The following is a 23,198-nucleotide window of genomic DNA, read 5'->3' as shown; positions in this document are numbered from 1 at the left end:
CCAGGCAAAAAAAAGCCCGGGGCCAGAACCCCGGGCGTTCTATCGCCAGCACGCCTCAAGCCATCAGGCTTTGCGGGTACGCGGCAGGAAGATCGCCAGTACCCCGAACAGCGGCAGGAACGAGCACAGGTAGTACACATACTCGATGCCATGAATGTCCGCCAGGTGCCCCAGCAGCGCCGCACCGATCCCGCCAAAACCGAACATCAGGCCGAAGAACACCCCGGCGATCATGCCAACGTTGCCCGGCACCAGTTCCTGGGCGTACACCACGATGGCGGAGAATGCCGAGGCCAGGATAAAGCCGATCACCACGCTCAGGACGCTGGTCCAGAACAGGTCGACATGGGGCAGCAACAGAGTGAACGGCGCCACCCCGAGGATCGAGAACCAGATCACTGCCTTGCGCCCGATCTTGTCGCCGATCGGGCCGCCGAAGAAGGTTCCCGCCGCCACGGCTCCCAGGAACAGGAACAGATGCAGTTGCGAGCTGGCCACCGACAGGTCGAATTTCTCGATCAGGTAGAAGGTGAAGTAGCTGGTGAAGCTGGCCATGTAGAAATACTTGGAAAACACCAGCAGCCCGAGGACCACCAGGGCGCTGATCACCCGGTTCCTGGACAGGCCGTGAGTCGCCGCCTGGCCCTGCTTGAGCTTGTACAGGCGCAGGTGGTTGGCATACCAGCGGCTGATGGCGTACAGCACCACCAGGGCAAACAGCGCGAACAGGCCGAACCAGGCCACATTGCCCTGGCCGTAGGGAATGATGATGGCCGCAGCCAGCAAGGGGCCGAAGGCGGTGCCGGCATTGCCGCCGACCTGAAAGCTCGACTGGGCCAGACCATAGCGCCCGCCCGAGGCCAGCCGCGCGACCCGCGAAGCCTCCGGATGGAAGGTCGAGGAGCCAATGCCGATCAATGCTGCTGCCAGCAGGATCAAGGGAAAGCTGCCGACCTGGGACATCATCAGGATGCCGATCAGGGTGCAGATCATTCCCGCCGGCAGCAGGAATGGTTGAGGCCGGCGGTCGGTGTAGTAGCCGACCCAGGGCTGCAACAGCGACGCGGTCAGCTGGAAGGTCAGGGTAATCAGGCCGACCTGGGTGAAGGTCAGGCCGTAGCTGTCCTTGAGCATCGGGTAGATCGCCGGCAGCACTGCCTGGATCAAGTCGTTGATCAGGTGCGCCAGGGCCACCGCACCAATGATGCGCAGGACCAGGGGACTGCTTTGCGAAGCCGGGGAAGCCGTCGCGGCGACGCTCGGGGAGTTGCTGCTAGCCATAGGATTTTCCGTACAACGGGTGGGCGCACAGGGGCAGGTGCGTCAATGTGCCATTTTTCGGTGCAGTCGCGCCATCCCATTAGCTTGCTAACGAACCCCGATTCGCGCCTCGGGGAAATCCGCTTCCAGCTCGGCCTTGAGCCACTGGATAAACCATTCAACGTCCTCCGACCACTCGCTGGCCGGGGTCAGCACCCGGTAGCTTTCCAGCTGCACCTGGTCTTCCAGCACCCGCACCAGGGTGCCGGCCTTGAGCTCCTCGCGCACCAGCACTTCGTTGGCCAGGGCAATACCACCGCCGCTTTCAGCCACCGACAGCGCATGGTCGTTGTTCACGTAGATCAGGTCGGACGTGAGCTGGATATCCAGGCCATTGGCGGCGAACCACATGTTCCACCACTCGCCGTCATCGAAGTGGATCAACTCATGGCGGGCCAGGTCCGCCGGCTCGCGAATCGCCTCGATACTGGCCAGGTAGGCCGGGGTGCAGATGGGAAACACCCGGGGGCAGATCAGGCTGACCCGGGACTCGGCGTATTGCCCGTCCAGGCCGTAGGCGATCCCCAGGTCGCTGCTCTTGGCATCCACTTCGCTAAAGGTCGAGTTCGGCTCGATGGCGAACTTCAGGCCCGGGCGCACGTGGCGCAGCGCCTCCAGGCGCGGGGTCAGCCAGCGCTTGGCAAACCCCGGCACGACCATGATCCGCAGCCAGCGCTCGGCGGCCCTGGGCTGTACCTCGCGCCCGGCCTCGATGATCAGTTGCAGGGCGGCGGCGATCTTGCGGTGGTACTTCTCCCCCGCCGGGGTCAGGTTCACGCCGCGGGACGTGCGCTCGAACAGCTGCACCCCGAGCCAGTCCTCCAGCAGCTTCACGTGGCGGCCGATGGCCGGCTGGGTCACATGCAAGGCCCTTGAGGCTTCGACATAGCTGCCAAGACGGGCGGCGGCATCAAAAGCACGCACTGCATTCAACGGTGGCAAACGCTGCTCGACCATGATTTCGCCCGCCCCTTGCTATTAAATTTTTTAACAGCCGGTATGTTAAAATTGATGTTTCGCCCCCGCAACCCCTCACTGATAATCAGCCCCAGCAGAACCCGGTAAAACCCGCGCAAAGCCTGCAAAGACAAGCTTTCCACGCACCCGACACATTTCGATCCTGCCCAAGAAAAACAAGATCCATGGCCTGCACGACAGCTCATGGGGGAATCGGAGGTAAGGCATGAATGCCCTGCATGCGCTGCAAACGCTGGCGGTGTCCATCCGTTCAGTGCGCAAGGTCTACGGCGATCCACACAGCGGCCCGGTGGCCCTGAAGAACATCGACCTGGATATCCGCGACAACGAATTCTTCACCCTTCTCGGCCCCTCGGGCTGTGGCAAGACCACCCTCTTGCGGATGATCGCCGGGTTCGAGTTCCCGACCCAGGGCGAGATCCTTCTCTATGGCGAGAACATCGCCGACCGGCCGCCCTTCGAGCGCCCGGTGAACACGGTGTTCCAGCATTACGCACTGTTCCCCCACATGACCCTGGCCGAGAACCTGGCCTTCGGCCTGGAATCGCGCCCTATGGGCCAGGTATTGAGCAAGGCGCAGATCGCCGAGCGGGTGCGCGAGATGCTGGCCCTGGTGCAGATGGAGCGCTTTGCAGCACGCAAGCCCAACCAGCTGTCCGGCGGCCAGCAGCAACGCATCGCCCTGGCCCGGGCCCTGGCCCCCCACCCCAAGGTACTGCTGCTGGACGAGCCACTGTCGGCCCTGGACCTCAAGCTGCGCCAGGCCATGCGCGAAGAACTCAAGGCCATCCAGGCCAAGACCGGTATCACCTTCATTTTCGTCACCCACGACCAGGAAGAAGCCCTGACCCTGTCCGACCGCATCGCCGTGCTCTCCGAAGGCGAAGTGCAACAGGTGGGTCGCCCGGAAGAAATCTACGAGCAGCCGCGCAATCGCTTCGTCGCCGACTTCATCGGTGAAACCAACTTCATCCCGGCCACGGTCAGCCGTGTCGAAGCGGGCCTGGCCTGGTTCAGCGGGCCCGCCGGGCAGGCGCTGCCGGCGCAACCCTGCACCACCGCCAAGGTCGGCCAGCAGGTCACCCTGTCGGTGCGCCCCGAGCGCTTGCACCTGCGCGGTGATGCCTCGCAAGGCGCCCTGGCGTGCCGCATCGAAGCGCTGATCTACCTGGGCACCGACCTGCAATACCAGGTCAGCCTCGGCGACGGCACGCGCCTCACCGTGCGCACGCCCAACAGCCTCGAACACCACCCGCGTCTGAGCGTAGGCAGCAGCGCCGGGCTGCTGTTCGAACGCGGCAGCGCCAGCGTCCTGCTGGATTGACCACGAGGATTCGCCATGCACGCTTCTTCGATTTCCCAACACCTGGAACGGCGCAAGGCCCTGCGCAGCTTTCTCGGGGTCAGCCCGGCCCTGGTCGCCATCGGCCTGTTCCTGATCGTGCCAATCCTTATCGTCATCGGCTATTCGTTGATGGAAGCCAACCCCTACGGCGGGGTGAACAAGGTCTTCAGCAGCGACGCCTACACCTCCCTGCTGTTCGAACGGCAACTGGACGACAGCCTGGCCTTCGCCGACTCCTACCTGCTGATCGCCCTGCGCTCGATCGGCATCGCCGGGCTGACCACGGTGATCACCCTGCTGATCGGTTTTCCGGTAGCGGTGTGGCTGGCCATGCAGCCAGTGCGGCGCCGCGGCCTGCTGATCTTCCTGATCACCGTGCCGTTCTGGGCCAACCTGCTGATCCGCACCTACGCCTGGATCCTGCTGCTGCGCAACACCGGGGTGATCAACAACAGCCTGATGGGCCTGGGGGTCATCCACGAGCCGTTGCAGTTGCTGTACACCGACGGTGCGGTGCTGCTGGGGCTGGTCTACACCTACGCGCCCTTCGTGGTGCTGCCGATCTACGCCACCCTGGAAAAGATGGACACCCGCCTGCTGGAAGCGGCCCAGGACCTCTACGCCGGACGCATTCGGACCCTGCGCAAGGTGGTGCTGCCCATTGCCAAGCCGGGAATTTTCGCCGGGGCGATCCTGACTTTCGTGCCCTGCCTGGGGGCGATGATCGCCCCGGAACTGCTGGGGGGCGGCACCCGGATGATGCTTGGCAACCTGATCTTCCGGCAGTTCAGCGATGCCCGTAACTGGCCCTTCGGCGCAGCCCTGTCGCTGGTGCTGATGGCCGCGGTGATGCTGGTACTGACCGTCTACGCCCTGCGCGCCCAGCGCCAGAAAACCCTTCAGGAGGGTGCATGATGATCCGCCTGTTCAAGCGCAAAGGCCTCGGTGTCCAGGACTTTCCCGGCTTCGGCGGTTTCAGCTTCCTGTTCTACCTGTACCTCTACGCGCCGATCCTGGTGCTGGTGGTGTTCTCCTTCAACGCCAACCAGTCGGCCACGGTGTGGAGCGGCTTCAGCCTCGACTGGTACCGCGCGGCGTTCGCCAACCAGGCCCTGCGCCAGGCGGCAGGCAACAGCCTGCTGATCGCCGTGTGCGCCAGCATGGCGGCCACCGCCATCGCCACCCTGGCGGCCCTGGGCACCTCACGCGGGGCGAAGTTCAAGGGCCTGCAACTGTCCATGGGCGCCATCATGCTGCCCCTGGTGCTACCGGAAATCGTCGTCGGCGTGGCCACCCTGGCGCTGTTCTCCACCCTGGGGCTGTCCCTGGGCTACGGCAACCTGATCATCGCCCACACGGTGTTCTGCATACCCTTCGCCTATTTGCCGATCCGCGCCCGCCTCAACGACATGGACCTGTCCCTGGAACACGCCGCGGCGGACCTGTACGCCGGCCCCTGGCGCACCTTCCGCAAGGTGACCCTGCCGCTGCTGATGCCGGGGATCGTCTCCGGGCTGATGCTGGCCTTCATCGTCTCCCTGGATAACTTCGTGATCTCGATGATGGTGTCCCAGGCCGGCACCACCACCCTGCCGATCTTCATCTTCGGCCTGTTGCGCATGGGCGTGACACCCGACGTCAACGCCGTGTCGACGCTGATCCTCGGCGTCTCGGTGCTGTTCGTCAGCCTCTCTTATCTGCTGAGCAAAAAACACGCTTGAACCTTCCACTGACCTTGGGGAAATGACATGAGCAAGTTGATCGCAAGCCTGGGTACCTCGTTGTTGCTGAGCCTGCCACTGGCGGTGCAGGCCGCCGAGAAACTCAACGTCGTGAGCTGGAGCGGCTACTTTTCGCCGGAAATTCTCGCCAAGTTCCAGAAGCAGACCGGTATCGAGGTCACGGTGGATTCCTACGATTCCAACGAAACCCTGCTGGCCAAGCTGAAACAGGGCGGCACCGGTTATGACGTGGCGATCCCGTCCCACCAGTTCATCCCGATCCTGATCAAGGAGCAGTTGCTGGAGCGCTTCGACCCGGCCAAGCAGCCCTATTACGCCAGCGTGGTCGACAACCTGAAGAACCCGACCTGGGACCCGGAAGGCGCTTATTCGGTGCCCTTCATCTGGGGCACCACCAGCGTGGTGCTCAACGGCGAACGCTACAAAGGCCCGAGCGACAGTTACAAGGTGCTCTACGAGCCGCCGGCGGAGCTGCAGGGGCGGATCAACATGTTCGACTCGGTGAGCGAAGTGATCGACATGGCCAGCCTGTACCTGAACATTCCGCTGTGCAGCGAAGACCCCAAGCAGATGCAGCAGATCCTTGGCCTGCTCAAGGCGCAGAAGCCCTTCGTCAAGACCTACAGCTCCAAGGCCGGGGCGATCCGCGAGAACCTGGCGGCCGGGGAAATCGACATGTCGATGTTCTGGGGCGGCTCGTCGATGCGCGCCCGGGAGATGAAGCCCGGCCTGAAATATCTCTACCCGAAAGAAGGCGTGCTGGCCTGGGTGGATAACATGGTCATCCCCAAGGGCAGCAAGAATCCGGCGAACGCCAAGGCCTTCATCGCCTTCCTCAGCCAGCCTGAGAACGCCGCCATGACCCAGAACTTCCTCAAGCACCAGAGCCCGATCAAGGGCGTCGAACCCTTCCTCGACGCCGGCCTGAAGGACGCCCCCGAGCTGCACATTCCCGAGGGCACCAAGGTGGTCTTCAGCCAGACCTGCGGCGAAGGCGCGATCCGCCTTGCCGACCGCCTGTGGACCAACCTGATGCGCTGAGCAGCGTTGACTTGCCGCCCCGGTCTGGATGCCGGGGCGTTTCCAAAGCCGTTTGAAAGGCCCTCCTGCCATGATCGCCAAGCCCCCCAGCGAACTGGTCCTGCTCCAGGCCCATGAACTCGCCGAACGTATCCGCCTGCGTCAGGTTTCCTGCCGGGAAGTGATGCAGACCTACCTTGCCCACATCGAGCACTACAACCCCCTGGTCAATGCCCTGGTCAGCCTGCAACCGGCCGAAGCCCTGCTGGCCGAGGCCGACCGGCGCGACGCCGAACTGGCCCGTGGCGAATATCGCGGCTGGATGCACGGCCTGCCCCACGCCATCAAGGACCTGTCCCTGACCCAGGGCATCCGCACCACCCTGGGTTCGCCGCTGTACCGGGATTTCATCCCCGAGCGCGACGGCATCATGGTGGAACGGATCAAGGCTGCCGGGGCGATCCTGATCGGCAAGAGCAACACCCCGGAGTTCGGCCTCGGCTCCCAGACCTACAACCCGCTGTTCGGCGCCACCGGCTGTGCCTATGACCCGAGCAAGACCGCCGGCGGCAGCAGTGGTGGCGCCGCCGCGGCCCTGGCCCTGCACCTGGTGCCGGTGGCCGACGGCAGCGACATGATGGGTTCGCTGCGCAACCCGGCGGCCTTCAACAACATCTTCGGTTTTCGCCCGTCCCAGGGCCGGGTGCCGTTCGACGACAGCAGCGACCTGTTCATCGACCAGCTCGGCTACGAAGGCCCCATGGCCCGCAGCGTGCGCGACGCGGCCCTGCTGCTGTCGGTGCAGGCCGGCGGCGATGCACGGGCGCCGCTGTCCATCGCCGAATCCGGCCAGGGCTTCGCTGCCCCACTGGAGCGCGACTTCAAGGGCACGCGCCTGGGTTGGCTGGGGGACTTCAACGGTTACCTGCCAATGGAAAAAGGCCTGCTGGAGCTCTGCGAAAAGGCCTTGGGCGATTTCCGCAGCCTGGGCTGCAGCGTAGAACCGGCCAGCCCCGACTTCGCCCCCGAACGCCTGTGGAGCAGTTGGCGCACCCTGCGCCACTGGATGGTCGCCGGGTCCCTGGGCAGCACCTATGCCGATCCACAGAAACGCACACAGCTCAAGGACGAGGCCATCTGGGAAGTAGAGAACGGCCTCAAGCTGCCCGCCAGCCAGGTGTTCGAGGCCTCGGTGATCCGCAGCGACTGGTACCGCGCCATTTCAAAACTGTTCGAACGCTTCGACTACCTGCTGCTGCCCAGCGCCCAGGTCTTCCCCTTCGACAAGAACATACCCTGGCCGCGCAACATCGAAGGCGTGGCCATGGACACCTACCACCGCTGGATGGAGGTGGTGATTCCCGGCACCTTGTCCGGCTGCCCGGTGGCCAGCGTCCAGGCCGGCTTCAATGCCAACGGCCTGCCCATGGGCTTGCAGATCATCGGCAAGCACCAGGCCGACTTCGCCGTCCTGCAATTGGCCCACGCCTACGAACAGGCCAGCCGCTGGTTCCAGCGCTGCCCGTCGCCGCTGATTTTCGGGGGGAAGGGATAAACGGTTGATAGCGTAGATAATTTTTTTATAAAAACGCTTGACGCATTGTCGTTCCGAGCGAATAATGCGCGCCACTTGGCTACATAGCTCAGTTGGTTAGAGCATAGCATTCATAATGCTGGGGTCCGGGGTTCAAGTCCCTGTGTAGCCACCAAGTACTAAAAACGGCTTACCGCAAGGTAGGCCGTTTTTTTATGCCCGCGAAAAAGTACCGGGGATTACGCCGCATTGATCCACAAACGCGACACCCGCATTGAGCACCGCCACTGGCTGGGATAGAACACTCCGGCAGTGTTTGTGAGAGCTGCGCAATCCTCACTTCAAGGGCTCGAAAATGAAAACAAAAATCACCCGAACCGCGGTCGCTCCCTGGCTGTTCTCGCTCCTGGCAATCACCTGTACCCCGACCTTCGCCGAGCAGGCTCCTACCCCGCCCTCCAACCTGCTGACCGCCGCCGTGGCCTGGAAGCAGACCGCCGCAGAGTTCGAGGCGCTGTACTACCAGGGCTTCAACATCGCCCGTCTGCAACTGGACCGCGCCCTGCAGGAACACAAGGCCGGCGACCGCCCCCTGGCGATCATCAGCGACGTTGACGACACCGTGCTCAGCAGCAACAGCTACTGGGGCTACATGATCAATTCGGGCAAGGAGTTCTTCGACGACGAGGCCTGGGACAAATGGGTCGCGGACAATGGCCCGGTGGCCACCCCGGGCGCCGTGGAGTTCCTCAAGTACGCGCAATCCAAGGGTGTCGAAGTCTTTTACGTCACCAGCCGCGACCAGGGCGAAAAGACCTACGAATACGCCCTGGCCAACCTGCGCAAGAACCAGCTGCCCTATGCCGATGAGCAGCACCTGACGGTGTACCGCGACAGCTCCAACAAGGAGCCGCGGCAGCAGGAGATCGCCAAGGACCACAACGTGGTGCTGATGCTGGGCGACAACCTCAACGACTTCAAACGCAAGTACTACGTGGCCGACGTCAAGCAGCGCAGCAGCCTGATGACCGAGGACAAGGAGCAGTTCGGCCGCAAGTTCATCCTCTTCCCCAACCCCACCGACGGCCATTGGCTGAAGGCGATCTTCGGCGACTCCGAACCGCCGGCCACTCCGGAAAATCGGGCCAAGTTCAAGGCCGCGGCCAGCTCGACGGCCTGGCAGATGAAGCCCTGACAGGGCGTCGCAACATCAGCGCAACGCTGGCCCGCCATGGCCAGTGTTGCGCCAAGCCCCCAGGGATGTCATAAACGCCAGCCCCTGCACTCAGGCAGGAACAAGGAGTCGTTTTCTCATGTGGGCAAGGAAGCTGCTGTTGCTGATCTCGTGCGGGGTACTTGGGGCCTGCAGCACTCCCGAGCCGATCCAGTACCTGCCCGGCCGGGTCATCTACCGCATCGACTCATCACGCTTTTTCGAGATCGACCGGACCACCTTCAAGCTCTGCAACGGTTCCTCGCCGGTCATCGCCAGCAGTGGCGACATGGTGCACTACACCGACACCCGGCTCGGCATCCACACCCCGGTTGCACCCTTTGGCTCATTCAACGGCATCACCGTGCATGGCCGTGGTTCGCACTTGATGATCGATGCTGCCAACTCCAACTACCTGGTGATTCCGATTGCCCAAGGACCGGGCTTCAGCAAGGGCGGGGCCGGCTTGCCGCGCCTGTACTTTTCCCAGGATGCCGGGCGTACCTGGCTGCGCATCACCGCGCCCAGGTACCTGGAAAGCCCTGAGCGAACCTGGCTGACCGGCTCCGTCCTTTCGATCGAAGGGCCCCTCCTGCACGGCGCCGCGCAGATCGACCTGTCCTTGAACTACGAGACGCTCAAGGACCACTCGCCCTACTCGATGCTGTCTTACCCACAACGCTGGCAACGCACCGATAGCACTCGTACACCTGGCTACTTCGAACCCGCTCGCCAAGCCCCCATCGATGACCGATTCAATTGCGCCACGGGGGCCAGGCAGGGCTGACCCAGCACGTAGGGCTTGAAAAACCGCAGCAGGCTGCGGTTTTTTTCGCTCAGTTGAACGGCTGCGGACGCGGTGTCTGCGCCGAGGACGGCGGCAGGATCGGCAGCTTGAAGTCCGGCTGGTCACCGGTCAGGGTTTCAAGGAAGGCCACGATCTGGCTGACCTCCTCGGTACCCAGCTTGCGTCCCAGTTGCAGACGGGCCATCACGTCCACCGCCTCTTCCAGCTTCCAGTAGGCGCCGTCGTGGAAGTAGGGATAGGTCAGCGCCACGTTGCGCAGGGTCGGCACCTTGAACAGCATGCGGTCGGCATCCTTGCCGGTCAGCCCGGCCACGCCCTGGGCCGGGTTCTGGGTGACATAGGGCTCGATCATGCCCATCTTCTGGAATGAGCCACCGCCCACGGCCTCGCCGTTGTGGCAAGCCACGCAGCCGATGGACTTGAACAGTTGGTAGCCCTTGAGCGCGGTGGGGCTGATGGCCGCCTTGTCGCCCTTGAGCCAGCGGTCGAACGGCGCATTGGGGGTAACCAGGGTTTCTTCGAACGCAGCGATGGCGTTGGTCACGTCGTTAAACTTGATGCCGTCGTCGCCGTAGACCTGCTTGAAGGAGGCCCGGTACTGGGGAATGGAACGCAGCACGTCCACCGCCAGGTCATGGGTGAAGCCCATCTCCCCCGGGTTGGCGATGGGGCCACCGGCCTGTTCCTGAAGCGTGGCCGCGCGGCCGTCCCAGAACTGCGCGATGCTCATGCCGGAGTTGAGCACCGTGGGCGAGTTGATCGGCCCCTGGTGCCAGTTGTGGCCAATGGAGGTGGGCAGGTTGTCGCTGCCGCCCATGCTCAGGTTGTGGCAGGAGTTGCAGGATATGAAACCGGACTTGGACAGGCGCGGGTCGAAGAACAACTGCTTGCCCAGCTCCACCTTGGCCACATCGGTGATCTTCACCGGCTGTACCGGCTGGATCGGTTCGCTTGGCGTTTCCCCCCTGACCTCCCCCCCCAACAGCAATCCGAAAACAAGTAACCACTTACAACGGTGCATGACGTCCCCTCATCAGGCTTATAGTTTGTTTCACCCTGTACCCAACGCCCCCCTCCCGCCCTGACTCAGATCAATCGACGGCCGGGTGAAAGACTGCCTGCGACCCTGTGTACAGGGGAGATGGCCCACTCCAGCCAACTGCCCAGGGCTACATCCGGGTCCAACTGCCGGCGCCACTGCTGTACATTCCCCCGCACGGACGACCCCTCATTTCCCTGTGAACGGAGCTCAACGCGTGTTCTCGAACTTCCCTCCCCGTCACCGCCAACTGCTCGGCCTCAGCCTGCTGGCTGCCGCCCTCAGCCTTGGCGCCTGCCACAACCCGCCTTCTTCCAACGCTCTGCCTGCCGCCCCGGAAATCGCCTCGGGCTACCGCACCGACATGCAGACTCGCCATGCCGACAAGCACATGGCCGCCGCTGCCAACCCGCTGGCCGCCGAGGCCGGGCGCGAAATGCTGCGCAAAGGCGGCTCGGCCATCGACGCGGCGATTGCCATGCAGGCCGTGCTGACCCTGGTGGAACCGCAGTCCTCGGGGATTGGCGGCGGCGCGATGATCGTGCTCTGGGACGGCAAGGCCGTGCGCACCTATGACGGGCGGGAAACCGCGCCGGCCGGCGCCACCGAGAAGCTCTTCCTGCAAGCGGACGGCAAGCCCATGGCCTTCCCCCAGGCGCAGATCGGTGGACGCTCGGTCGGCACCCCGGGCGTGCTGCGGGCCCTGGAAATGGCCCACCAGAAACACGGGCGCCTGCCCTGGGCGCAATTGTTCGAACCGGCGATCCGCCTGGCCGAGCAAGGCTTCGCCATCTCGCCACGGCTGCACACCATGATCAGCGCCGATCCTTTCCTGGCGCGCTCGCCGGACATGGCCGCGTACTTCCTGAATGCCGACGGCACGCCGAAAGCCGTGGGCGCCTTGCTGAAGAACCCGCCACTGGCCGCGGTGCTCAAACGCATCGCCGAGGAAGGCCCGGATGCCCTGTACAAGGGCCCGGTGGCGGCAGAAATCGTCGCCAAGGTCCAGGGCCACGCCAACCCCGGCAGCCTGTCGCTCAACGACCTGCAAGGCTACCGCGCCAAGGAACGCGCGCCGCTGTGCAGCGACTACAAGCGCTGGCAGGTGTGCGGCATGCCGCCGCCCTCCTCCGGCGGCGTGGCGGTGGCGCAGATACTCGGCACCCTGCAGGCCCTGGAACAGCGCGACCCGCGCTACACCCTGGCCAACCTCAAGCCGCAGAAAACCAGCCTGCCCGCCGGCCTTGAGCCCGCGCCACAAGCGGTGCACCTGATTGCCGAAGCCGAGCGCCTGGCCTATGCCGACCGTGGCCTGTACGTGGCCGACAGCGACTTTGTGCCTGTGCCGGTGGCCGGCCTGATCGCCCCGGACTACCTGGCCAAGCGTGCCGCACTGATTGGCGAGCGCAGCATGGGCAAGGCCGAACCGGGCAAGCCCCAGGGCATCCAGGTGGCCTATGCACCGGACCGTTCGCCAATGCGCATCTCCACCTCGCAAGTGGTGGCAGTGGATGACCTGGGCGGCGCCGTATCGATGACCACCACGGTGGAAGCGGCCTTCGGCTCGCACCTGATGGTCCAGGGCTTCATGCTCAACAACCAGATGACCGACTTCTCGTTCATTCCCGAGGAAAACGGCCAGCCGGTGGCCAACCGCGTCCAACCGGGCAAGCGCCCGCGCTCGTCCATGGCGCCAACCCTGGTCTTCGACCGTGCCAGCGGCGAACTGCTGGCCAGCGTCGGCTCCCCCGGCGGCTCGCAGATCATCGAGTACGTGGCCAAGTCGGTGGTCGGCATGCTCGACTGGAACCTCGACCCGCAAGCCGCCGTCGGCCTGCCCAACTTCGGCAGCCGCAACGGGCCGACCGAACTGGAGAAAGGCCAGTTCAGCCCGGCCCTGAAGCAGGCACTGCAAGCTCAGGGACATGAGGTAAACGAGATCGACATGACCAGCGGCACCCAGGCCATCGTTCGCGTGCGTGATGCACAGGGCAAGGCGTCCTGGGCCGGCGGCGCCGACCCGCGGCGCGAAGGGGAAGCGCTGGGGGATTGAGAGTAATCGGATGAACCCGAGGGCTGGCCGTGAGGCTGGCCCTTTTTTGTGGGCGGTGAACGAGGGCTCTGTATGCAAGATTTTGCGGCGGTCTGTGTCTGACCCGGCCGGGGGATCTGCCCTAGCATCGTCCCTGTCCACCGAGGAACCGACGATGAACAAGATTGCAGCCGACCTTGATATCCCGGGCCTGAGCCCACGCCGCCTGACGCCCCAGGACCTTGAGCTGATCTGCCGCCATCGCCAGGCGATGTTTCTCGATGCGGGTAAGGATCTCTCCACCTTGCAGGTGATGACCGAGCACTTTCGCCCCTGGTTGCGTGAACGCCTGGAGGACGGCCGCTACTACGGCTTCGCCCTGATGGACGCCGAGCAGAGCGTGGCCAGCATCGGCCTGATGAGCATCGACTGGCCGCCCCACCCTTCCCATCCGACCCAGGATCAACGCGGCTACGTGCTCAACGTCTACGTCGAACCGGCCTACCGGCGCCGCGGCCTGGCTTCGGCGCTGATGAAACTGGCAGAGGCCGAGTTCAGCCAGCGCGGGCTGGGCTTTGCCGTGCTGCATGCGACCGAGGCTGGCAAGCCGCTGTATCAGGGGCAGGGTTGGGCGGCGACCAGTGAGATGGCGAAAGCGTTGGAGGGTTAAGTGAGCGGCTCCGGATCATGGAACCGCCCTGAGCAGAGTTACTCGGGTTTCAGGTCATGCAAAAGGTGACATCGGGGGCATGGATCACACACAAGAAAACGAATGGGCTGACTGGAAATCAGGACTCCGCTCATTGGAGTTGCAACTCCACGTTCTTAATCTTTCAGGAGTCATCTCCTAGCACCCACCATTGCCGCAAGGTACGTCAAGGACGTAGAATTCTCCCGCATGCTGACGATCATAGAATCTCCGCTGTTTTCCAGACTCTGGCCCGATTACTGGTCCGAAGAGGAGCGTGGAGAGTTCATGACGTTTCTTGCCAGCGACCCAGAGTCCGGCGTTGTCATCCCGGGCTCTGGCGGTTGCAGGAAAATCAGATGGAGCGTTGATGGACGTGGAAAAAGTGGCTCGGTGCGGGTCATCTATACCACCCAGCTCGCATGCGGAGCCCTGGTTGCGCTGGTGATCTATGGCAAAGGCGCTACCGAAAACATTCCAGCACCTGTTCTACGCAGAATTGCGAAGGAGATGAATCATGCCCCTTACTGAAAAAGAACTATTGGAGCGCGATGCCAAGCGCAATATCGGCCAGGAGCTTCTGGACGCGATCATCGATGTCAAAGCCGGCCGGCATGGCCATACCCATAGCATTCCGATCACCAAGGCCGCCGAAGCGCGCGGTAAAACCGGGTTGTCGCAACCCAAATTTGCGCAACTGCTTGGCGTGTCGGTAAGGACCCTTCAAGAGTGGGAGCAAGGTCGGCGCTCGCCTTCTGGAGCTGCCCGTTCATTGCTGCATATCGCAATGCTCAGGCCCGATGTATTTCGAGAGGTGCTGGCACAACCTCAGTAGCCACGGATCGCGGCGGTTGGGTTGGACGGCGACCACAAGACAGCGGCTACAGAGTCGGTCTATCTCACAGTCACAGACTGTCGCAGCAATGCCGTTGCGGCACTCCCCCTCCCCCGCTATCCTTCGCCCGTCGCTGCAACATCAGCGAACGGGCTTGGCGGCCCGAACCACGAAAGGCGCAATAGCGCCAAAACACGAATGCAGGCGCTTTTTTTGTGCCCGCATTTCTGTGTCATGGCGGATTGCGCAGGGACCCCTCCGGGGGTGCCGGTTCCTTTCGTGCCGGTCCGCCAACCTTGTGCAATCCGCCACCCAAATCTGCTTGGCGGCAGACGGTGGTGGTTCCCAATACGAAAGGAGTCGTCACCATGCATCACACTCGAAATCCGTCCTCCCCACACCTCCCGTCACAAAAAACCGGAGGTGCCCGATGACCACTCAATCGCCCCTGACCACCCTCGGTGAAATCCGCTTTTCCCAATGCGGCGAGCACCTGCATCCGCTGTTTCGGGTGAATGCCGACGTGCCGATCAACGACGCCCTGGAACACTCCTCGACCCTGTTGCATCTGGCAAAGCAATTCACCCTGGAGGCCGCCATGGAGCCGCGGTGCGACCGCTATGCTTGGGCGGCACACTACCTGGCAGAGATGGGCAAGGCACTGATGGACGACGTGCACGCCACGCTCTCTGCATGACCTGATCGTCCCTGAACCAACGTCGCCTGCGCGGGCAGATCCAGCGATCTGTCCGTACATCGCTTGACGCACTCAGCGACTTGTTTAAGTCCCAGGACGGGACTAGGATCACGCCATGAGAATTATTGCAGTCAGTCAGTTGAAGGCCTTCTGGGAGAAGTACCCGGACGCAGAACAGCCCTTGCTGGCCTGGGTCGATGAAGCAAGGAAAGCCGAGTGGTCCAACCCTGCGCAGATCAAGGACCAGTATCGCAACGCGAGCATTCTCAAAAGCCGCAGGGTGGTCTTCAACATCAAGGGCAACGAGTATCGACTGATCGTTGCCGTGGCCTATCGCTTCGGCGCGCTGTACATCAAGTTCGTAGGTACCCACCAGCAGTACGATGCCATTGACGCCGACAGCGTAGACATGGAGCAACCCGCATGAACATCCGCCCCATCCACACCGACCAGGACTACCGCGCCGCACTGAAAAGCGTCTCGCCCCTGTTCGACAACGAACCGCAGCCTGGGACACCTGAAGGCGATTACTTCGATGTGATGATCACCCTGATCCAGGCATACGAGGCCAGGCAGTTTCCCCTGGACCTGCCCAACCCGATCGAGGCGATCAAGTTCCGCATGGAGCAATCCGGCTTGTCCGCCGCCGACCTGGCGCCGGCCATCGGCCGCACCAACCGCGTCTATGAAGTGCTCAACGGCAAGCGCGCGCTGACCCTGCCCATGATCTGGAAACTGCACCAGCTGTTCGGCATTCCCGCCGAGAGCCTGATCAAGCCGATCAAATCGTCCTGAGCCGTGCTGCCGGGCTTGAGCTTGCCCTTGGGTAAAGGCTCAACCTGCCTGGCAGCCCAACCACACCAAGGACGCTCCATGCTCACCATCGGACAAATGGCCCGCTGCCACAGCCTCACCACCAAAACCCTGCGCCACTACGACAGCATCGGCCTGTTCACCCCGGCCCTCACCGGCCGGGACAACGGCTACCGCTACTACAGCCCGGAACAGATCGTGACCCTGGGGCGCATCGCCTGGCTGCGGCAGTTGGGCATGTCCCTGGAAGACATCCGCACTCTGGCGGACCAGGGCGGCCTGGACAGCGTGCTGCACATGCAGCAGTCACTGCAGGCGCATGCCCGGCAGTTGCAAAGCGAGATCGCCCGCAGCCAGAAAGTACTGGGCCATCTGCAGCGCTACCTGGCCCAGCCGCAGCGCCAACTCCCAGCCGCGCAGACACCACAGAAGGTATTCCTGGCGTCGCAGCGGATCATCGGCATGGCCTGGCAGCAGGATGACCCGGGCACCATCGCCGAGCTCTGGCAACGTTTCGAACCTCGGGAACAGGAGATCCAGCGCCTGGCCGAGCCGGTGGGCACCTATGGCATCTGCCAGCCCCTGGAAGACGGCCAGTGGCGTTATGTGGCCGGCCTGCCGGTCGCCGCCGACGCGCCCCTGGTACCCGGCATGGTGGAGCTGGAAATCCCTGCCCGCCATTACGCGCGAGTCGAGCATCACGGCAGCGTGGCCACCCTGCCGGAAACCTTTCGCGCCGCCTACAGCGAGTGGTTGCCCGCCGCCGGGCTGATGCCCATCGACGCGGTGGAGTTCGAGTACACCGGCGAGCGCTTTCTGGGGCCCATGCACCCGGACAGCGTGGTGGAACTGTATATCCCGCTGAGCGCCTGAAACGCCCGGTGAAGGGGCCGACCAGCAGGCTACCGCTGGTCTGCCCCGGCCTATCCAGCGTTGTCTGTCAGCAAAAGTACCTCGGATACCGCTATGCTCTGCAGCCATTCCCAGGTTACCGAGCGAAGGCCCGATGAGTTTCCAGGCAGGTGTGTTGAACCAGATATCCGGCATCCGTCATGGGTTTTCGACCCTCGGCGCCGCCCTGCCGGCCAACCTGTTCTTCTGCTCGCAGATCCACAGCGGCGAGGTGGTGCAAGCCAGTACCACGCTACCCAGCGGAATCATCCGCGGCGATGCGGTACTCACCCATTCCAGCCGGCCCATCGCAGTGGTCACCGCCGATTGCCTGCCGTTGCTGATCAGCAGCGAGGACGGTTCCTGGGTCGCGGCAGTGCACGGCGGCTGGAAAGGCCTGCATGGCGGGATCATCGCCAATGTGCTGCAACACTTCGCCAGCAAGGGCATCACCCCACAGCAATTGCGGGTGGCCATCGGCCCATCGATCAAACCCTGCTGCTATGAAGTCAGCGCCGATTTCATCGACACCCTGTCCGCCACTCAGGACCCGCTGTGGCCGGCCGCACAGGCCCCCTGGAGCCGTGAGCAACCGGCCCCGCTGCTGCCGCCGCAGATTCCGCCACCGCAACCGACCCAGGCCGATTCCCTGTGGTTCGACCTGAGCCGCTATGCCGTGCACTTGCTGCACGCCGCTGGAATCAGTGATGAACAGATCGAAATCAGCGAGCTGTGCACCTACTGCTCGACCCCGACCCTGGCCAGTTATCGTCGACGCGGGCACCGGGGTGAAGCCAAGGCCTTCCAGTACTCGTGGATCGGCCGGACATGAACCTCGAGAGTGCACTACTCCCAACCTCCCTGAGCGACCTGGAAACCCTGGTCCAGATGCGCATCGCGGCGATGCGCGAAAGCCTTGAGCGCCTGGGGCGCTTCGATCCGCAGCGGGCCCGGGAGCGTTTTGCCGCAAGCTTCGCGGCCGAACGCTGCCACTTCATCCTCAGTGACGGACAGCCCGCAGGCTTTATCCAGAGCCAATCACACGGCGATCATCTGCGCCTGCAGCACCTGTACGTCCTACCGCAATTCCAAGGGCGGGGCCTCGGCGCCAAGGCCCTGGAGCAGCTTTTGGAACGCTCCGCCAACGAGCAGCTACCCATCCACCTGGATGCGTTGCGCGGCAGTGACTCGAATCGTTTTTATCGACGCCTGGGTTTTGTTCAGGTGGGTGAAAGTGAATGGGATATTCACTACGTTCGGCCGGCGGATCCACCCCTGGCCTGAACCCGGTTCCGGTTGGCCACCGAGCCCCTGCTGGTTCTTGGCCAGCAACCTGAGCTAACGTTGCCTCCCCCCTCAGGCCCAACCCAAGGAGTGCCCGTGTCTGACAACCTCTATGCCCCGCCCCAGGCGGATCTGGTCGCCCCCTCGCCCGAAGCGGCGCAACAGCCGTTCTATGTGGTGTCCAAGGCCAAGTTCCTGACCCTGTACATCCTCACCTTCGGTATCTACCAGGTGTACTGGGCCTACAAGAACTGGCATCAGTTCAGGCACGCCAGCGGCCAGGAGCTGTGGCCGGTGGCCCGGGCCTTCTTTGCCATCTTTTTCACCCACGCGCTGTACCGCGAAGCCGATGCACAGCTCAAGCGCGACGGCCGCAGCCATGACTGGCGGCCCGGTGAACTGGCAACCCTGTTTGTGGTGGGGGTGATCATCAACAACGTGGTGGACGCGCTGTCGCGCAAGAATATCGGCTACCCGGTGACCGACATTGCCAGCCTGGCGCTGCTGCCGGTACTGGCGTGGATCACCTGGCTCGGCCAGCGCGGCCTGAATGCCGCCGCGAAAGATCCCGAAGGCCGCAGCAACGCCCGTTTCACGCCGCTGAACTATGTGTTCATCGTGCTCGGGGCGGTGCTGCTGGCCCTGGCGTGCATCGGTGTGATGCTGCCGCCGGAGTGAGCCGAAGACTCAGGCGCTGACGTAGACCCAGGCCTGGATGCCCGAGGCCAGGGTCACGCTGACCCGCTTGTAGTCCGAGACTTCATAGCTGTCGGCCGCTGCCAGCTCCTCGGGGGTGATGCAGAACACGGTGCCGGGAATCGGCGCGCTGTCCGCCGCCCCCGGGCGCAGGATCGGGTGGTGGGTCTTGCCGCTGGCCGCCAGCACCTCGGGGTCGGTGATTTCCACCCAGCTCTGTTCGTAGCCAAGCATGGCATCCGCGCTGCCACTCAACTCACGGCCAAAGTTGGCGATCTGCACCGCCTTGTCTTGCAGGGTGCCGTAGGAAAAAAGATAAACCGATGCATCTGTTGCCGAACTCATTCGTCACGTCCTTAACCACGATGATCCGCTTCAGCGGTTGATTTTCAGCCCTTGCCGTTCAGCGTGACGCTCCAGCGCCAGCTCGATCAGGCGGCTCACCAGCTCGCTGTAGCTCATGCCGGTGGCCTGCCAAAGTTTGGGGTACATGCTGATCCGGGTGAACCCCGGCAGCGAGTTGATTTCGTTGATCAGCACTTCCCCCTCATCGGTGAGAAACACATCGACCCGAGCCAGCCCGGAGCAGCCCAGCACCTGGAATGCCTCGACAGCCAGGGCCCGAATGCGCTCGCTGTGCTCGATGCTGATGTCCGCCGGTACCAGCACCTGGGCCGCCTCCCCGTCGATGTACTTGCTGTCGTAGGAATAGAAACCGTTGCTGACCACGATCTCGCCGCAGCCACTGGCAATGGGCTGGTCGTTGCCCAGCACCGCGCATTCGATTTCCCGCCCACGCACGGCCGACTCCACCAGCACCTTGTGATCGAAGCCCAGGGCCAGTTCCACCGCGGCCTCGTATTCGGCCTCGTTGTCGACCTTGCTCACCCCCACCGATGAACCCTGGTTGGCCGGCTTGACGAACAGCGGCAGGCCGAGTGTTTCCCGGGCCCGGGCAAAACCGTAGCGAGCACGGGTGGCCCGGGTCAGGGTGATGAACGGGGTCACCGCCAGCCCGGCATCGCGCAGCAGGCGCTTGCTGATGTCCTTGTCCATGCACACCGCCGAGCCCAGCACGTCGGAGCCGACAAAGGGCAGGTCGGCCATGCGCAGCAGGCCCTGCAGACAACCGTCTTCGCCCAGGGTGCCGTGGACGATGGGGAAGATCACATCGACATGCCCCAGCAGTTCCTGGCTGGAGGTTTCCACCAGTTGCTGGCTGGCCTTGCCCGGCACCACCGCCAGTTCGCGATTGGACTGGTTGAGGGCGATCAGCGCCGGGTTTTCCTGGTTGATCAGGAAGTTCGAGGTGTCGTTGAGGTGCCAGTGCCCCTGTTTGTCGATGCCGATCAGCACCGGCTCGAAACGCGTGCGATCCAGGGCATCGACGATATTGCGCGCCGACTGCAGCGACACTTCGTGTTCGGCCGAACGGCCACCAAAAATAATCCCGACCCGCAACTTGCTCATGACTGCTTCCCGTTGAAAAAATGATTGCTGACGGTTCTTCAATTCAGCTGGGGCTGTAACGCAAATGGATCAGCGCCACTCGCTCCTGTTCCTTGTTCTTGCGCTCTTCGATGGCGAACGGCACAAAGCCCAGCTTCGGATAGAGCAGCAACCCCGCCACGTTGCTGTTGAAGCACGACAGCGTCACCTCACTGGCCTGGTGCTTGCTGTGGGCGATGTGGATCATCTGCCCGATCAATTGCGCCGCCAGGCCCGCGCCGCGCACCTCTGGGTTGACGATGACATTGCCGATGGTACAGGTGCCGCCCTTGGCCCAGCGGTAGAAGTTGGCAAAACCCACTACCTGCCCGTCACGCTCGATCACCGTCGAGTCGCTGCGCTGGGCGATGGAGTCGCGCAACTGCTCGTGGGTCAGCGGCCAGGTGGCGGCGGGAAAGAAGAAATACAGCTCCTGGGGATTGCCCACGAAACTGCAGATCCGCGGAATGTCCGCCTCTGCCACCGGGCGAAAAACAACAGCCATGTTCGGTCTCCTGATACGGGGACGGGTCGTCCTTGTTGGGGGCGGATACTGGCCGGCGCAAGGCACCGGCCGTTCAGCGATTGGCCAGCAGATGCCCGCCGAACAGCACATAGCAACCACCGGCCAGGCGGTCCAGCCAGCGCCGGGCCCGGGCATAGAACCCGGCCACCCGGCTGCTGGCGAAAAACAGCGCCACGCAGCAGTACCAGGACAGCGACAGGCCGGCCATGGTCAGCACCGCCAGCCCCAGTAGCAGAGGTGGCGGGGAGGCCGGCATCGAAGTGGCAAAAATGGTGGCCACGAACAGCGCCGACTTGGGGTTGGTCATGTTGCCGAGAAAGCCCAGCCGGTAGGCCGAGAACAGGCTGCGCGCAGCATGGCTCGCGCCATCGGTGGTCGGGGTCTCCAGGGCCGGCTTGCGCTTGAACTGCTTGAGCCCCAGGTAGATCAGGTAACAGCCACCGGCAACCTTGAACAACACGAACAGCGCCGGCGCCGCGCTGAACAGCGATTTGATGCCCAAGCCTCCCGCCAGCCCCCAGAGCACGGTGCCGCTGGCCACCCCCAGGGCGGCGAACAGGCCATGGCGCCGCGAACAGCCCGCCGCCAGTTGTGCAGTGGTGAAAAAGTTCGGCCCGGGGGTGATCACCGCCACGCTCCAGAGCAGGGCCAGCGACAACAACGGAGCGAGGTAAACCAGGTGCGAGGTGTACATGGGAACAGATGGCCATGAAGAGGGTCCGGGGGAACGACGCTACTCCACTCGCGCCTGCCCAGGCAACCGCCGATTGGCCTCGCAACCCGGCTCAGGCAACAAGCCATCGTGCAGCGCCGGAACCCTCCTGCAAGCCGCCCGTCTTCGGGCAGAACCGCTACGGCGTAGAACCGAGGGGCAAGACAGCCAGCGCGCCCCTGAGTTAACGTACGGCCCTTGGTTTCATCCATCAGGACCGTTCCATGGCCAAACCCGCAGCTGTCACCGACTGGGTTCACCGCGCGCCGCCCGCCCGGGGCCTGGAGCGCATCGAGGCGTATTTCGCCGGCCATGGCTATGACATGCACCGCCATGACACCTACGCCATCGGCCGCACCCTGCACGGGGTGCAGAGCTTCCAGTACCGCGGCGGCTGGCGCCACAGCCTGCCCGGCGCCACCATGGTCCTGCACCCCGACGAAGCCCACGACGGCGAGGCCGGCACCCACGACGGCTTTCACTACCGCATGCTGTATGTCGAGCCGGCGCTGATCCAGCAGATCCTCGGCGGCCAGCCGCTGCCCTTCATTACTGGCGGCCTGTCCAACGACCCGCGGCTGTTTGCCGCCACCGAGGCCCTGCTGCGTGGGGTCGACAGCCCCCTGGACCCGCTGGAACAGGAAGACGCCCTGTTCGACCTGGCCCATGCCCTGAACAGCGTCTCCGGGGTCGCCCAATCACGGCAACGTTTCGACTATGTGGCGGCCGAGCGGGCCCGGGAATACATCCACAGTGCCCTGGACCGCACCCTGACCCTGGAGGAACTGGCGGCCCACAGCGGGCGCGACCGCTGGAGCCTGTCCCGGGATTTTCGCCTGCTGTTCGGCACCAGCCCCTACCGCTACCTGAGCATGCGCCGCCTGGACCTGGTCCGCGCGCTGCTGGTGCAGGGCCAGAGCCTGGCCAACGCCGCACTGATCGCCGGCTTCACCGACCAGAGCCACATGACCCGGCAGTTTCGCCAGACCTACGGCCTGCCACCGGCGCGCTGGCTGAAGATGCTCGGCCGCTGAGGCCACACACGATCGTTCAAGAAGCCCTAGCCCCTGGCTGTTTACCCTCAGCGCTCATTCATCACTGAGGTGGACCACACCATGCAAAACCCTGCCCCGCAAGACGCCTACCAGAGCATCAACTTCGCCAGCAAACTCGGCCTGTTCAGCGAACACTGGACCCCCAAGGTGATTGCCGAGATGAACGACTACCAGTTCAAGATCTCCAAGTTGCAGGGCGAATTCGTCTGGCACTCCCACGCCGACACCGATGAAACCTTCATCGTGCTCGACGGCCAGTTGTACATCGACTTCCGTGACGGCCGGGTGGCCATCGGCAGTGGCGAGATGTTCGTGGTGCCCAAGGGCGTCGAGCACAAACCCTGGGCCGAGCAGGAGGTCAAACTGCTGCTGATCGAACCCAAGGGCGTGCTCAACACCGGCGATCAAGGTGGCGAACGCACCGCCCAGAACGACGTCTGGATCTGATCCTCACCGCTGAACCTGCGAGACGGAAAAAGGAA

27 protein-coding genes and 1 tRNA gene are annotated in these 23,198 nt (G+C 63.6%); 21 read left to right on the top strand and 7 right to left on the bottom strand.

Features of this window, described 5'->3' with window-relative positions:
* Positions 1 to 63: 63 nt before the first annotated feature.
* Positions 64 to 1,281, bottom strand: a complete 1,218-nt coding sequence (locus AC1RGE_RS16600; RefSeq protein ID WP_011063417.1) for an MFS transporter — start codon at positions 1,279 to 1,281, stop codon at positions 64 to 66.
* An 87-nt stretch (positions 1,282 to 1,368) separates the two neighbouring features.
* Positions 1,369 to 2,277 carry a LysR substrate-binding domain-containing protein gene (locus tag AC1RGE_RS16595; RefSeq protein ID WP_011063418.1) on the bottom strand — a complete coding sequence of 303 codons (909 nt, stop codon included), beginning with the start codon at positions 2,275 to 2,277 and terminating at the stop codon, positions 1,369 to 1,371.
* Between the two features lie 226 nt (positions 2,278 to 2,503).
* Between AC1RGE_RS16595 and AC1RGE_RS16590 the strand changes: the two genes are divergently transcribed.
* The 8 genes from AC1RGE_RS16590 to AC1RGE_RS16555 all read left to right on the top strand — a co-directional run bounded on the left by AC1RGE_RS16590 (position 2,504) and on the right by AC1RGE_RS16555 (position 9,939).
* The gene (locus AC1RGE_RS16590) at positions 2,504 to 3,622 is read left to right on the top strand and encodes an ABC transporter ATP-binding protein (protein ID WP_041119858.1); all 1,119 of its coding nucleotides are present in this window, start codon (positions 2,504 to 2,506) and stop codon (positions 3,620 to 3,622) included.
* A gap of 15 nt (positions 3,623 to 3,637) precedes the next feature.
* A complete protein-coding gene (locus AC1RGE_RS16585; protein WP_011063420.1) occupies positions 3,638 to 4,558 on the top strand; it encodes an ABC transporter permease in 921 nt (306 codons plus the stop codon).
* Positions 4,555 to 5,364: an ABC transporter permease gene (locus AC1RGE_RS16580; protein WP_019095032.1), complete on the top strand. Its 810-nt coding sequence runs from the start codon at positions 4,555 to 4,557 to the stop codon at positions 5,362 to 5,364. Before AC1RGE_RS16585 ends, AC1RGE_RS16580 begins: the two co-directional genes overlap by 4 nt.
* A gap of 27 nt (positions 5,365 to 5,391) precedes the next feature.
* Entirely contained in the window at positions 5,392 to 6,426 is a 1,035-nt protein-coding gene (locus AC1RGE_RS16575; protein ID WP_011063422.1) for an ABC transporter substrate-binding protein, read from the top strand.
* A 70-nt stretch (positions 6,427 to 6,496) separates the two neighbouring features.
* The gene (locus AC1RGE_RS16570; protein ID WP_011063423.1) at positions 6,497 to 7,960 is read left to right on the top strand and encodes an amidase; all 1,464 of its coding nucleotides are present in this window, start codon (positions 6,497 to 6,499) and stop codon (positions 7,958 to 7,960) included.
* 77 nt (positions 7,961 to 8,037) lie between these two features.
* Positions 8,038 to 8,114: transfer RNA gene (locus tag AC1RGE_RS16565), tRNA-Met, on the top strand.
* Positions 8,115 to 8,294: 180 nt separating this feature from the next.
* Positions 8,295 to 9,134, top strand: coding sequence for a 5'-nucleotidase, lipoprotein e(P4) family (locus AC1RGE_RS16560; protein WP_103289274.1), 840 nt, complete (start codon positions 8,295 to 8,297; stop codon positions 9,132 to 9,134).
* Positions 9,135 to 9,252: 118 nt separating this feature from the next.
* Positions 9,253 to 9,939, top strand: a complete 687-nt coding sequence (locus AC1RGE_RS16555; protein WP_053160028.1) for a T6SS immunity protein Tli3 family protein — start codon at positions 9,253 to 9,255, stop codon at positions 9,937 to 9,939.
* Positions 9,940 to 9,988: 49 nt separating this feature from the next.
* Here the strand turns inward: AC1RGE_RS16555 and AC1RGE_RS16550 are convergent, their stop codons facing one another.
* Positions 9,989 to 10,885 carry a cytochrome-c peroxidase gene (locus AC1RGE_RS16550; protein ID WP_275656327.1) on the bottom strand — a complete coding sequence of 299 codons (897 nt, stop codon included), beginning with the start codon at positions 10,883 to 10,885 and terminating at the stop codon, positions 9,989 to 9,991.
* A gap of 331 nt (positions 10,886 to 11,216) precedes the next feature.
* Here AC1RGE_RS16550 and ggt point away from each other — a divergent pair, with 331 nt between their 5' ends.
* The 11 genes from ggt (at position 11,217) to AC1RGE_RS16495 (ending at position 18,917) form a co-directional block, all read left to right on the top strand.
* Positions 11,217 to 13,052: a gamma-glutamyltransferase gene (gene ggt / locus AC1RGE_RS16545; protein ID WP_103289272.1), complete on the top strand. Its 1,836-nt coding sequence runs from the start codon at positions 11,217 to 11,219 to the stop codon at positions 13,050 to 13,052.
* A 154-nt stretch (positions 13,053 to 13,206) separates the two neighbouring features.
* Positions 13,207 to 13,701, top strand: a complete 495-nt coding sequence (locus AC1RGE_RS16540) for a GNAT family N-acetyltransferase (protein ID WP_492584646.1) — start codon at positions 13,207 to 13,209, stop codon at positions 13,699 to 13,701.
* Positions 13,702 to 13,929: 228 nt separating this feature from the next.
* The gene (locus AC1RGE_RS16535; protein ID WP_185073483.1) at positions 13,930 to 14,250 is read left to right on the top strand and encodes a transcriptional regulator; all 321 of its coding nucleotides are present in this window, start codon (positions 13,930 to 13,932) and stop codon (positions 14,248 to 14,250) included.
* Positions 14,237 to 14,554 carry a helix-turn-helix domain-containing protein gene (locus AC1RGE_RS16530; protein ID WP_125063670.1) on the top strand — a complete coding sequence of 106 codons (318 nt, stop codon included), beginning with the start codon at positions 14,237 to 14,239 and terminating at the stop codon, positions 14,552 to 14,554. Before AC1RGE_RS16535 ends, AC1RGE_RS16530 begins: the two co-directional genes overlap by 14 nt.
* Positions 14,555 to 14,984: 430 nt before the next feature.
* Positions 14,985 to 15,251, top strand: a complete 267-nt coding sequence (locus AC1RGE_RS16525) for a DUF3077 domain-containing protein (RefSeq protein ID WP_492584645.1) — start codon at positions 14,985 to 14,987, stop codon at positions 15,249 to 15,251.
* Between the two features lie 115 nt (positions 15,252 to 15,366).
* Complete coding sequence (locus AC1RGE_RS16520) at positions 15,367 to 15,678, top strand: type II toxin-antitoxin system HigB family toxin (protein ID WP_072450953.1); 312 nt, start codon at positions 15,367 to 15,369, stop codon at positions 15,676 to 15,678.
* Entirely contained in the window at positions 15,675 to 16,046 is a 372-nt protein-coding gene (locus AC1RGE_RS16515) for a helix-turn-helix domain-containing protein (protein WP_011063430.1), read from the top strand. The genes AC1RGE_RS16520 and AC1RGE_RS16515 overlap by 4 nt, the downstream gene beginning before the upstream one ends.
* A gap of 78 nt (positions 16,047 to 16,124) precedes the next feature.
* Positions 16,125 to 16,937 carry a MerR family transcriptional regulator gene (locus AC1RGE_RS16510; RefSeq protein ID WP_492584643.1) on the top strand — a complete coding sequence of 271 codons (813 nt, stop codon included), beginning with the start codon at positions 16,125 to 16,127 and terminating at the stop codon, positions 16,935 to 16,937.
* Positions 16,938 to 17,070: 133 nt separating this feature from the next.
* A complete protein-coding gene (locus AC1RGE_RS16505) occupies positions 17,071 to 17,787 on the top strand; it encodes a purine nucleoside phosphorylase YfiH/LACC1 family protein (protein ID WP_492584641.1) in 717 nt (238 codons plus the stop codon).
* A complete protein-coding gene (locus AC1RGE_RS16500) occupies positions 17,784 to 18,239 on the top strand; it encodes a GNAT family N-acetyltransferase (RefSeq protein WP_152686433.1) in 456 nt (151 codons plus the stop codon). The genes AC1RGE_RS16505 and AC1RGE_RS16500 overlap by 4 nt, the downstream gene beginning before the upstream one ends.
* 96 nt (positions 18,240 to 18,335) lie before the next feature.
* Positions 18,336 to 18,917: a membrane protein gene (locus tag AC1RGE_RS16495; RefSeq protein WP_011063434.1), complete on the top strand. Its 582-nt coding sequence runs from the start codon at positions 18,336 to 18,338 to the stop codon at positions 18,915 to 18,917.
* 9 nt (positions 18,918 to 18,926) lie between these two features.
* Here the strand turns inward: AC1RGE_RS16495 and AC1RGE_RS16490 are convergent, their stop codons facing one another.
* The 4 genes from AC1RGE_RS16490 to AC1RGE_RS16475 all read right to left on the bottom strand — a co-directional run bounded on the left by AC1RGE_RS16490 (position 18,927) and on the right by AC1RGE_RS16475 (position 21,643).
* On the bottom strand, positions 18,927 to 19,280 hold the full coding sequence (locus AC1RGE_RS16490; RefSeq protein WP_011063435.1) for a gamma-glutamylcyclotransferase family protein: 354 nt from the start codon (positions 19,278 to 19,280) through the stop codon (positions 18,927 to 18,929).
* A 30-nt stretch (positions 19,281 to 19,310) separates the two neighbouring features.
* Entirely contained in the window at positions 19,311 to 20,405 is a 1,095-nt protein-coding gene (gene ddlA / locus AC1RGE_RS16485) for a D-alanine--D-alanine ligase (protein WP_011063436.1), read from the bottom strand.
* A 43-nt stretch (positions 20,406 to 20,448) separates the two neighbouring features.
* Positions 20,449 to 20,928: a GNAT family N-acetyltransferase gene (locus AC1RGE_RS16480; protein ID WP_103289271.1), complete on the bottom strand. Its 480-nt coding sequence runs from the start codon at positions 20,926 to 20,928 to the stop codon at positions 20,449 to 20,451.
* Positions 20,929 to 21,001: 73 nt separating this feature from the next.
* Positions 21,002 to 21,643, bottom strand: coding sequence for a LysE family translocator (locus AC1RGE_RS16475; RefSeq protein WP_011063438.1), 642 nt, complete (start codon positions 21,641 to 21,643; stop codon positions 21,002 to 21,004).
* Positions 21,644 to 21,885: 242 nt separating this feature from the next.
* Here AC1RGE_RS16475 and AC1RGE_RS16470 point away from each other — a divergent pair, with 242 nt between their 5' ends.
* Both AC1RGE_RS16470 and AC1RGE_RS16465 read left to right on the top strand, forming a co-directional pair.
* The gene (locus AC1RGE_RS16470; RefSeq protein WP_011063439.1) at positions 21,886 to 22,695 is read left to right on the top strand and encodes an AraC family transcriptional regulator; all 810 of its coding nucleotides are present in this window, start codon (positions 21,886 to 21,888) and stop codon (positions 22,693 to 22,695) included.
* An 81-nt stretch (positions 22,696 to 22,776) separates the two neighbouring features.
* The gene (locus AC1RGE_RS16465) at positions 22,777 to 23,163 is read left to right on the top strand and encodes a cupin domain-containing protein (protein ID WP_011063440.1); all 387 of its coding nucleotides are present in this window, start codon (positions 22,777 to 22,779) and stop codon (positions 23,161 to 23,163) included.
* Positions 23,164 to 23,198 lie beyond the last annotated feature (35 nt).

The organism is Pseudomonas sp. GW823-FHT02C05, from assembly GCF_058797595.1.
Note: the sequence above shows the minus strand (reverse complement) of the source record. Positions and strands in the feature narration are given on the sequence as shown.

Coding starts and splice junctions, on each gene's coding strand:
- AC1RGE_RS16600 (WP_011063417.1), bottom strand. CDS start 1,281: ATGGCTAGCAGCAACTCCCCGAGCGTCGCCGCGACGGCTTCCCCGGCT.
- AC1RGE_RS16595 (WP_011063418.1), bottom strand. CDS start 2,277: ATGGTCGAGCAGCGTTTGCCACCGTTGAATGCAGTGCGTGCTTTTGAT.
- AC1RGE_RS16590 (WP_041119858.1), top strand. CDS start 2,504: ATGAATGCCCTGCATGCGCTGCAAACGCTGGCGGTGTCCATCCGTTCA.
- AC1RGE_RS16585 (WP_011063420.1), top strand. CDS start 3,638: ATGCACGCTTCTTCGATTTCCCAACACCTGGAACGGCGCAAGGCCCTG.
- AC1RGE_RS16580 (WP_019095032.1), top strand. CDS start 4,555: ATGATGATCCGCCTGTTCAAGCGCAAAGGCCTCGGTGTCCAGGACTTT.
- AC1RGE_RS16575 (WP_011063422.1), top strand. CDS start 5,392: ATGAGCAAGTTGATCGCAAGCCTGGGTACCTCGTTGTTGCTGAGCCTG.
- AC1RGE_RS16570 (WP_011063423.1), top strand. CDS start 6,497: ATGATCGCCAAGCCCCCCAGCGAACTGGTCCTGCTCCAGGCCCATGAA.
- AC1RGE_RS16560 (WP_103289274.1), top strand. CDS start 8,295: ATGAAAACAAAAATCACCCGAACCGCGGTCGCTCCCTGGCTGTTCTCG.
- AC1RGE_RS16555 (WP_053160028.1), top strand. CDS start 9,253: ATGTGGGCAAGGAAGCTGCTGTTGCTGATCTCGTGCGGGGTACTTGGG.
- AC1RGE_RS16540 (WP_492584646.1), top strand. CDS start 13,207: ATGAACAAGATTGCAGCCGACCTTGATATCCCGGGCCTGAGCCCACGC.
- AC1RGE_RS16535 (WP_185073483.1), top strand. CDS start 13,930: ATGCTGACGATCATAGAATCTCCGCTGTTTTCCAGACTCTGGCCCGAT.
- AC1RGE_RS16530 (WP_125063670.1), top strand. CDS start 14,237: ATGCCCCTTACTGAAAAAGAACTATTGGAGCGCGATGCCAAGCGCAAT.
- AC1RGE_RS16525 (WP_492584645.1), top strand. CDS start 14,985: ATGACCACTCAATCGCCCCTGACCACCCTCGGTGAAATCCGCTTTTCC.
- AC1RGE_RS16520 (WP_072450953.1), top strand. CDS start 15,367: ATGAGAATTATTGCAGTCAGTCAGTTGAAGGCCTTCTGGGAGAAGTAC.
- AC1RGE_RS16515 (WP_011063430.1), top strand. CDS start 15,675: ATGAACATCCGCCCCATCCACACCGACCAGGACTACCGCGCCGCACTG.
- AC1RGE_RS16510 (WP_492584643.1), top strand. CDS start 16,125: ATGCTCACCATCGGACAAATGGCCCGCTGCCACAGCCTCACCACCAAA.
- AC1RGE_RS16505 (WP_492584641.1), top strand. CDS start 17,071: ATGAGTTTCCAGGCAGGTGTGTTGAACCAGATATCCGGCATCCGTCAT.
- AC1RGE_RS16500 (WP_152686433.1), top strand. CDS start 17,784: ATGAACCTCGAGAGTGCACTACTCCCAACCTCCCTGAGCGACCTGGAA.
- AC1RGE_RS16490 (WP_011063435.1), bottom strand. CDS start 19,280: ATGAGTTCGGCAACAGATGCATCGGTTTATCTTTTTTCCTACGGCACC.
- ddlA (WP_011063436.1), bottom strand. CDS start 20,405: ATGAGCAAGTTGCGGGTCGGGATTATTTTTGGTGGCCGTTCGGCCGAA.
- AC1RGE_RS16480 (WP_103289271.1), bottom strand. CDS start 20,928: ATGGCTGTTGTTTTTCGCCCGGTGGCAGAGGCGGACATTCCGCGGATC.
- AC1RGE_RS16475 (WP_011063438.1), bottom strand. CDS start 21,643: ATGTACACCTCGCACCTGGTTTACCTCGCTCCGTTGTTGTCGCTGGCC.
- AC1RGE_RS16470 (WP_011063439.1), top strand. CDS start 21,886: ATGGCCAAACCCGCAGCTGTCACCGACTGGGTTCACCGCGCGCCGCCC.
- AC1RGE_RS16465 (WP_011063440.1), top strand. CDS start 22,777: ATGCAAAACCCTGCCCCGCAAGACGCCTACCAGAGCATCAACTTCGCC.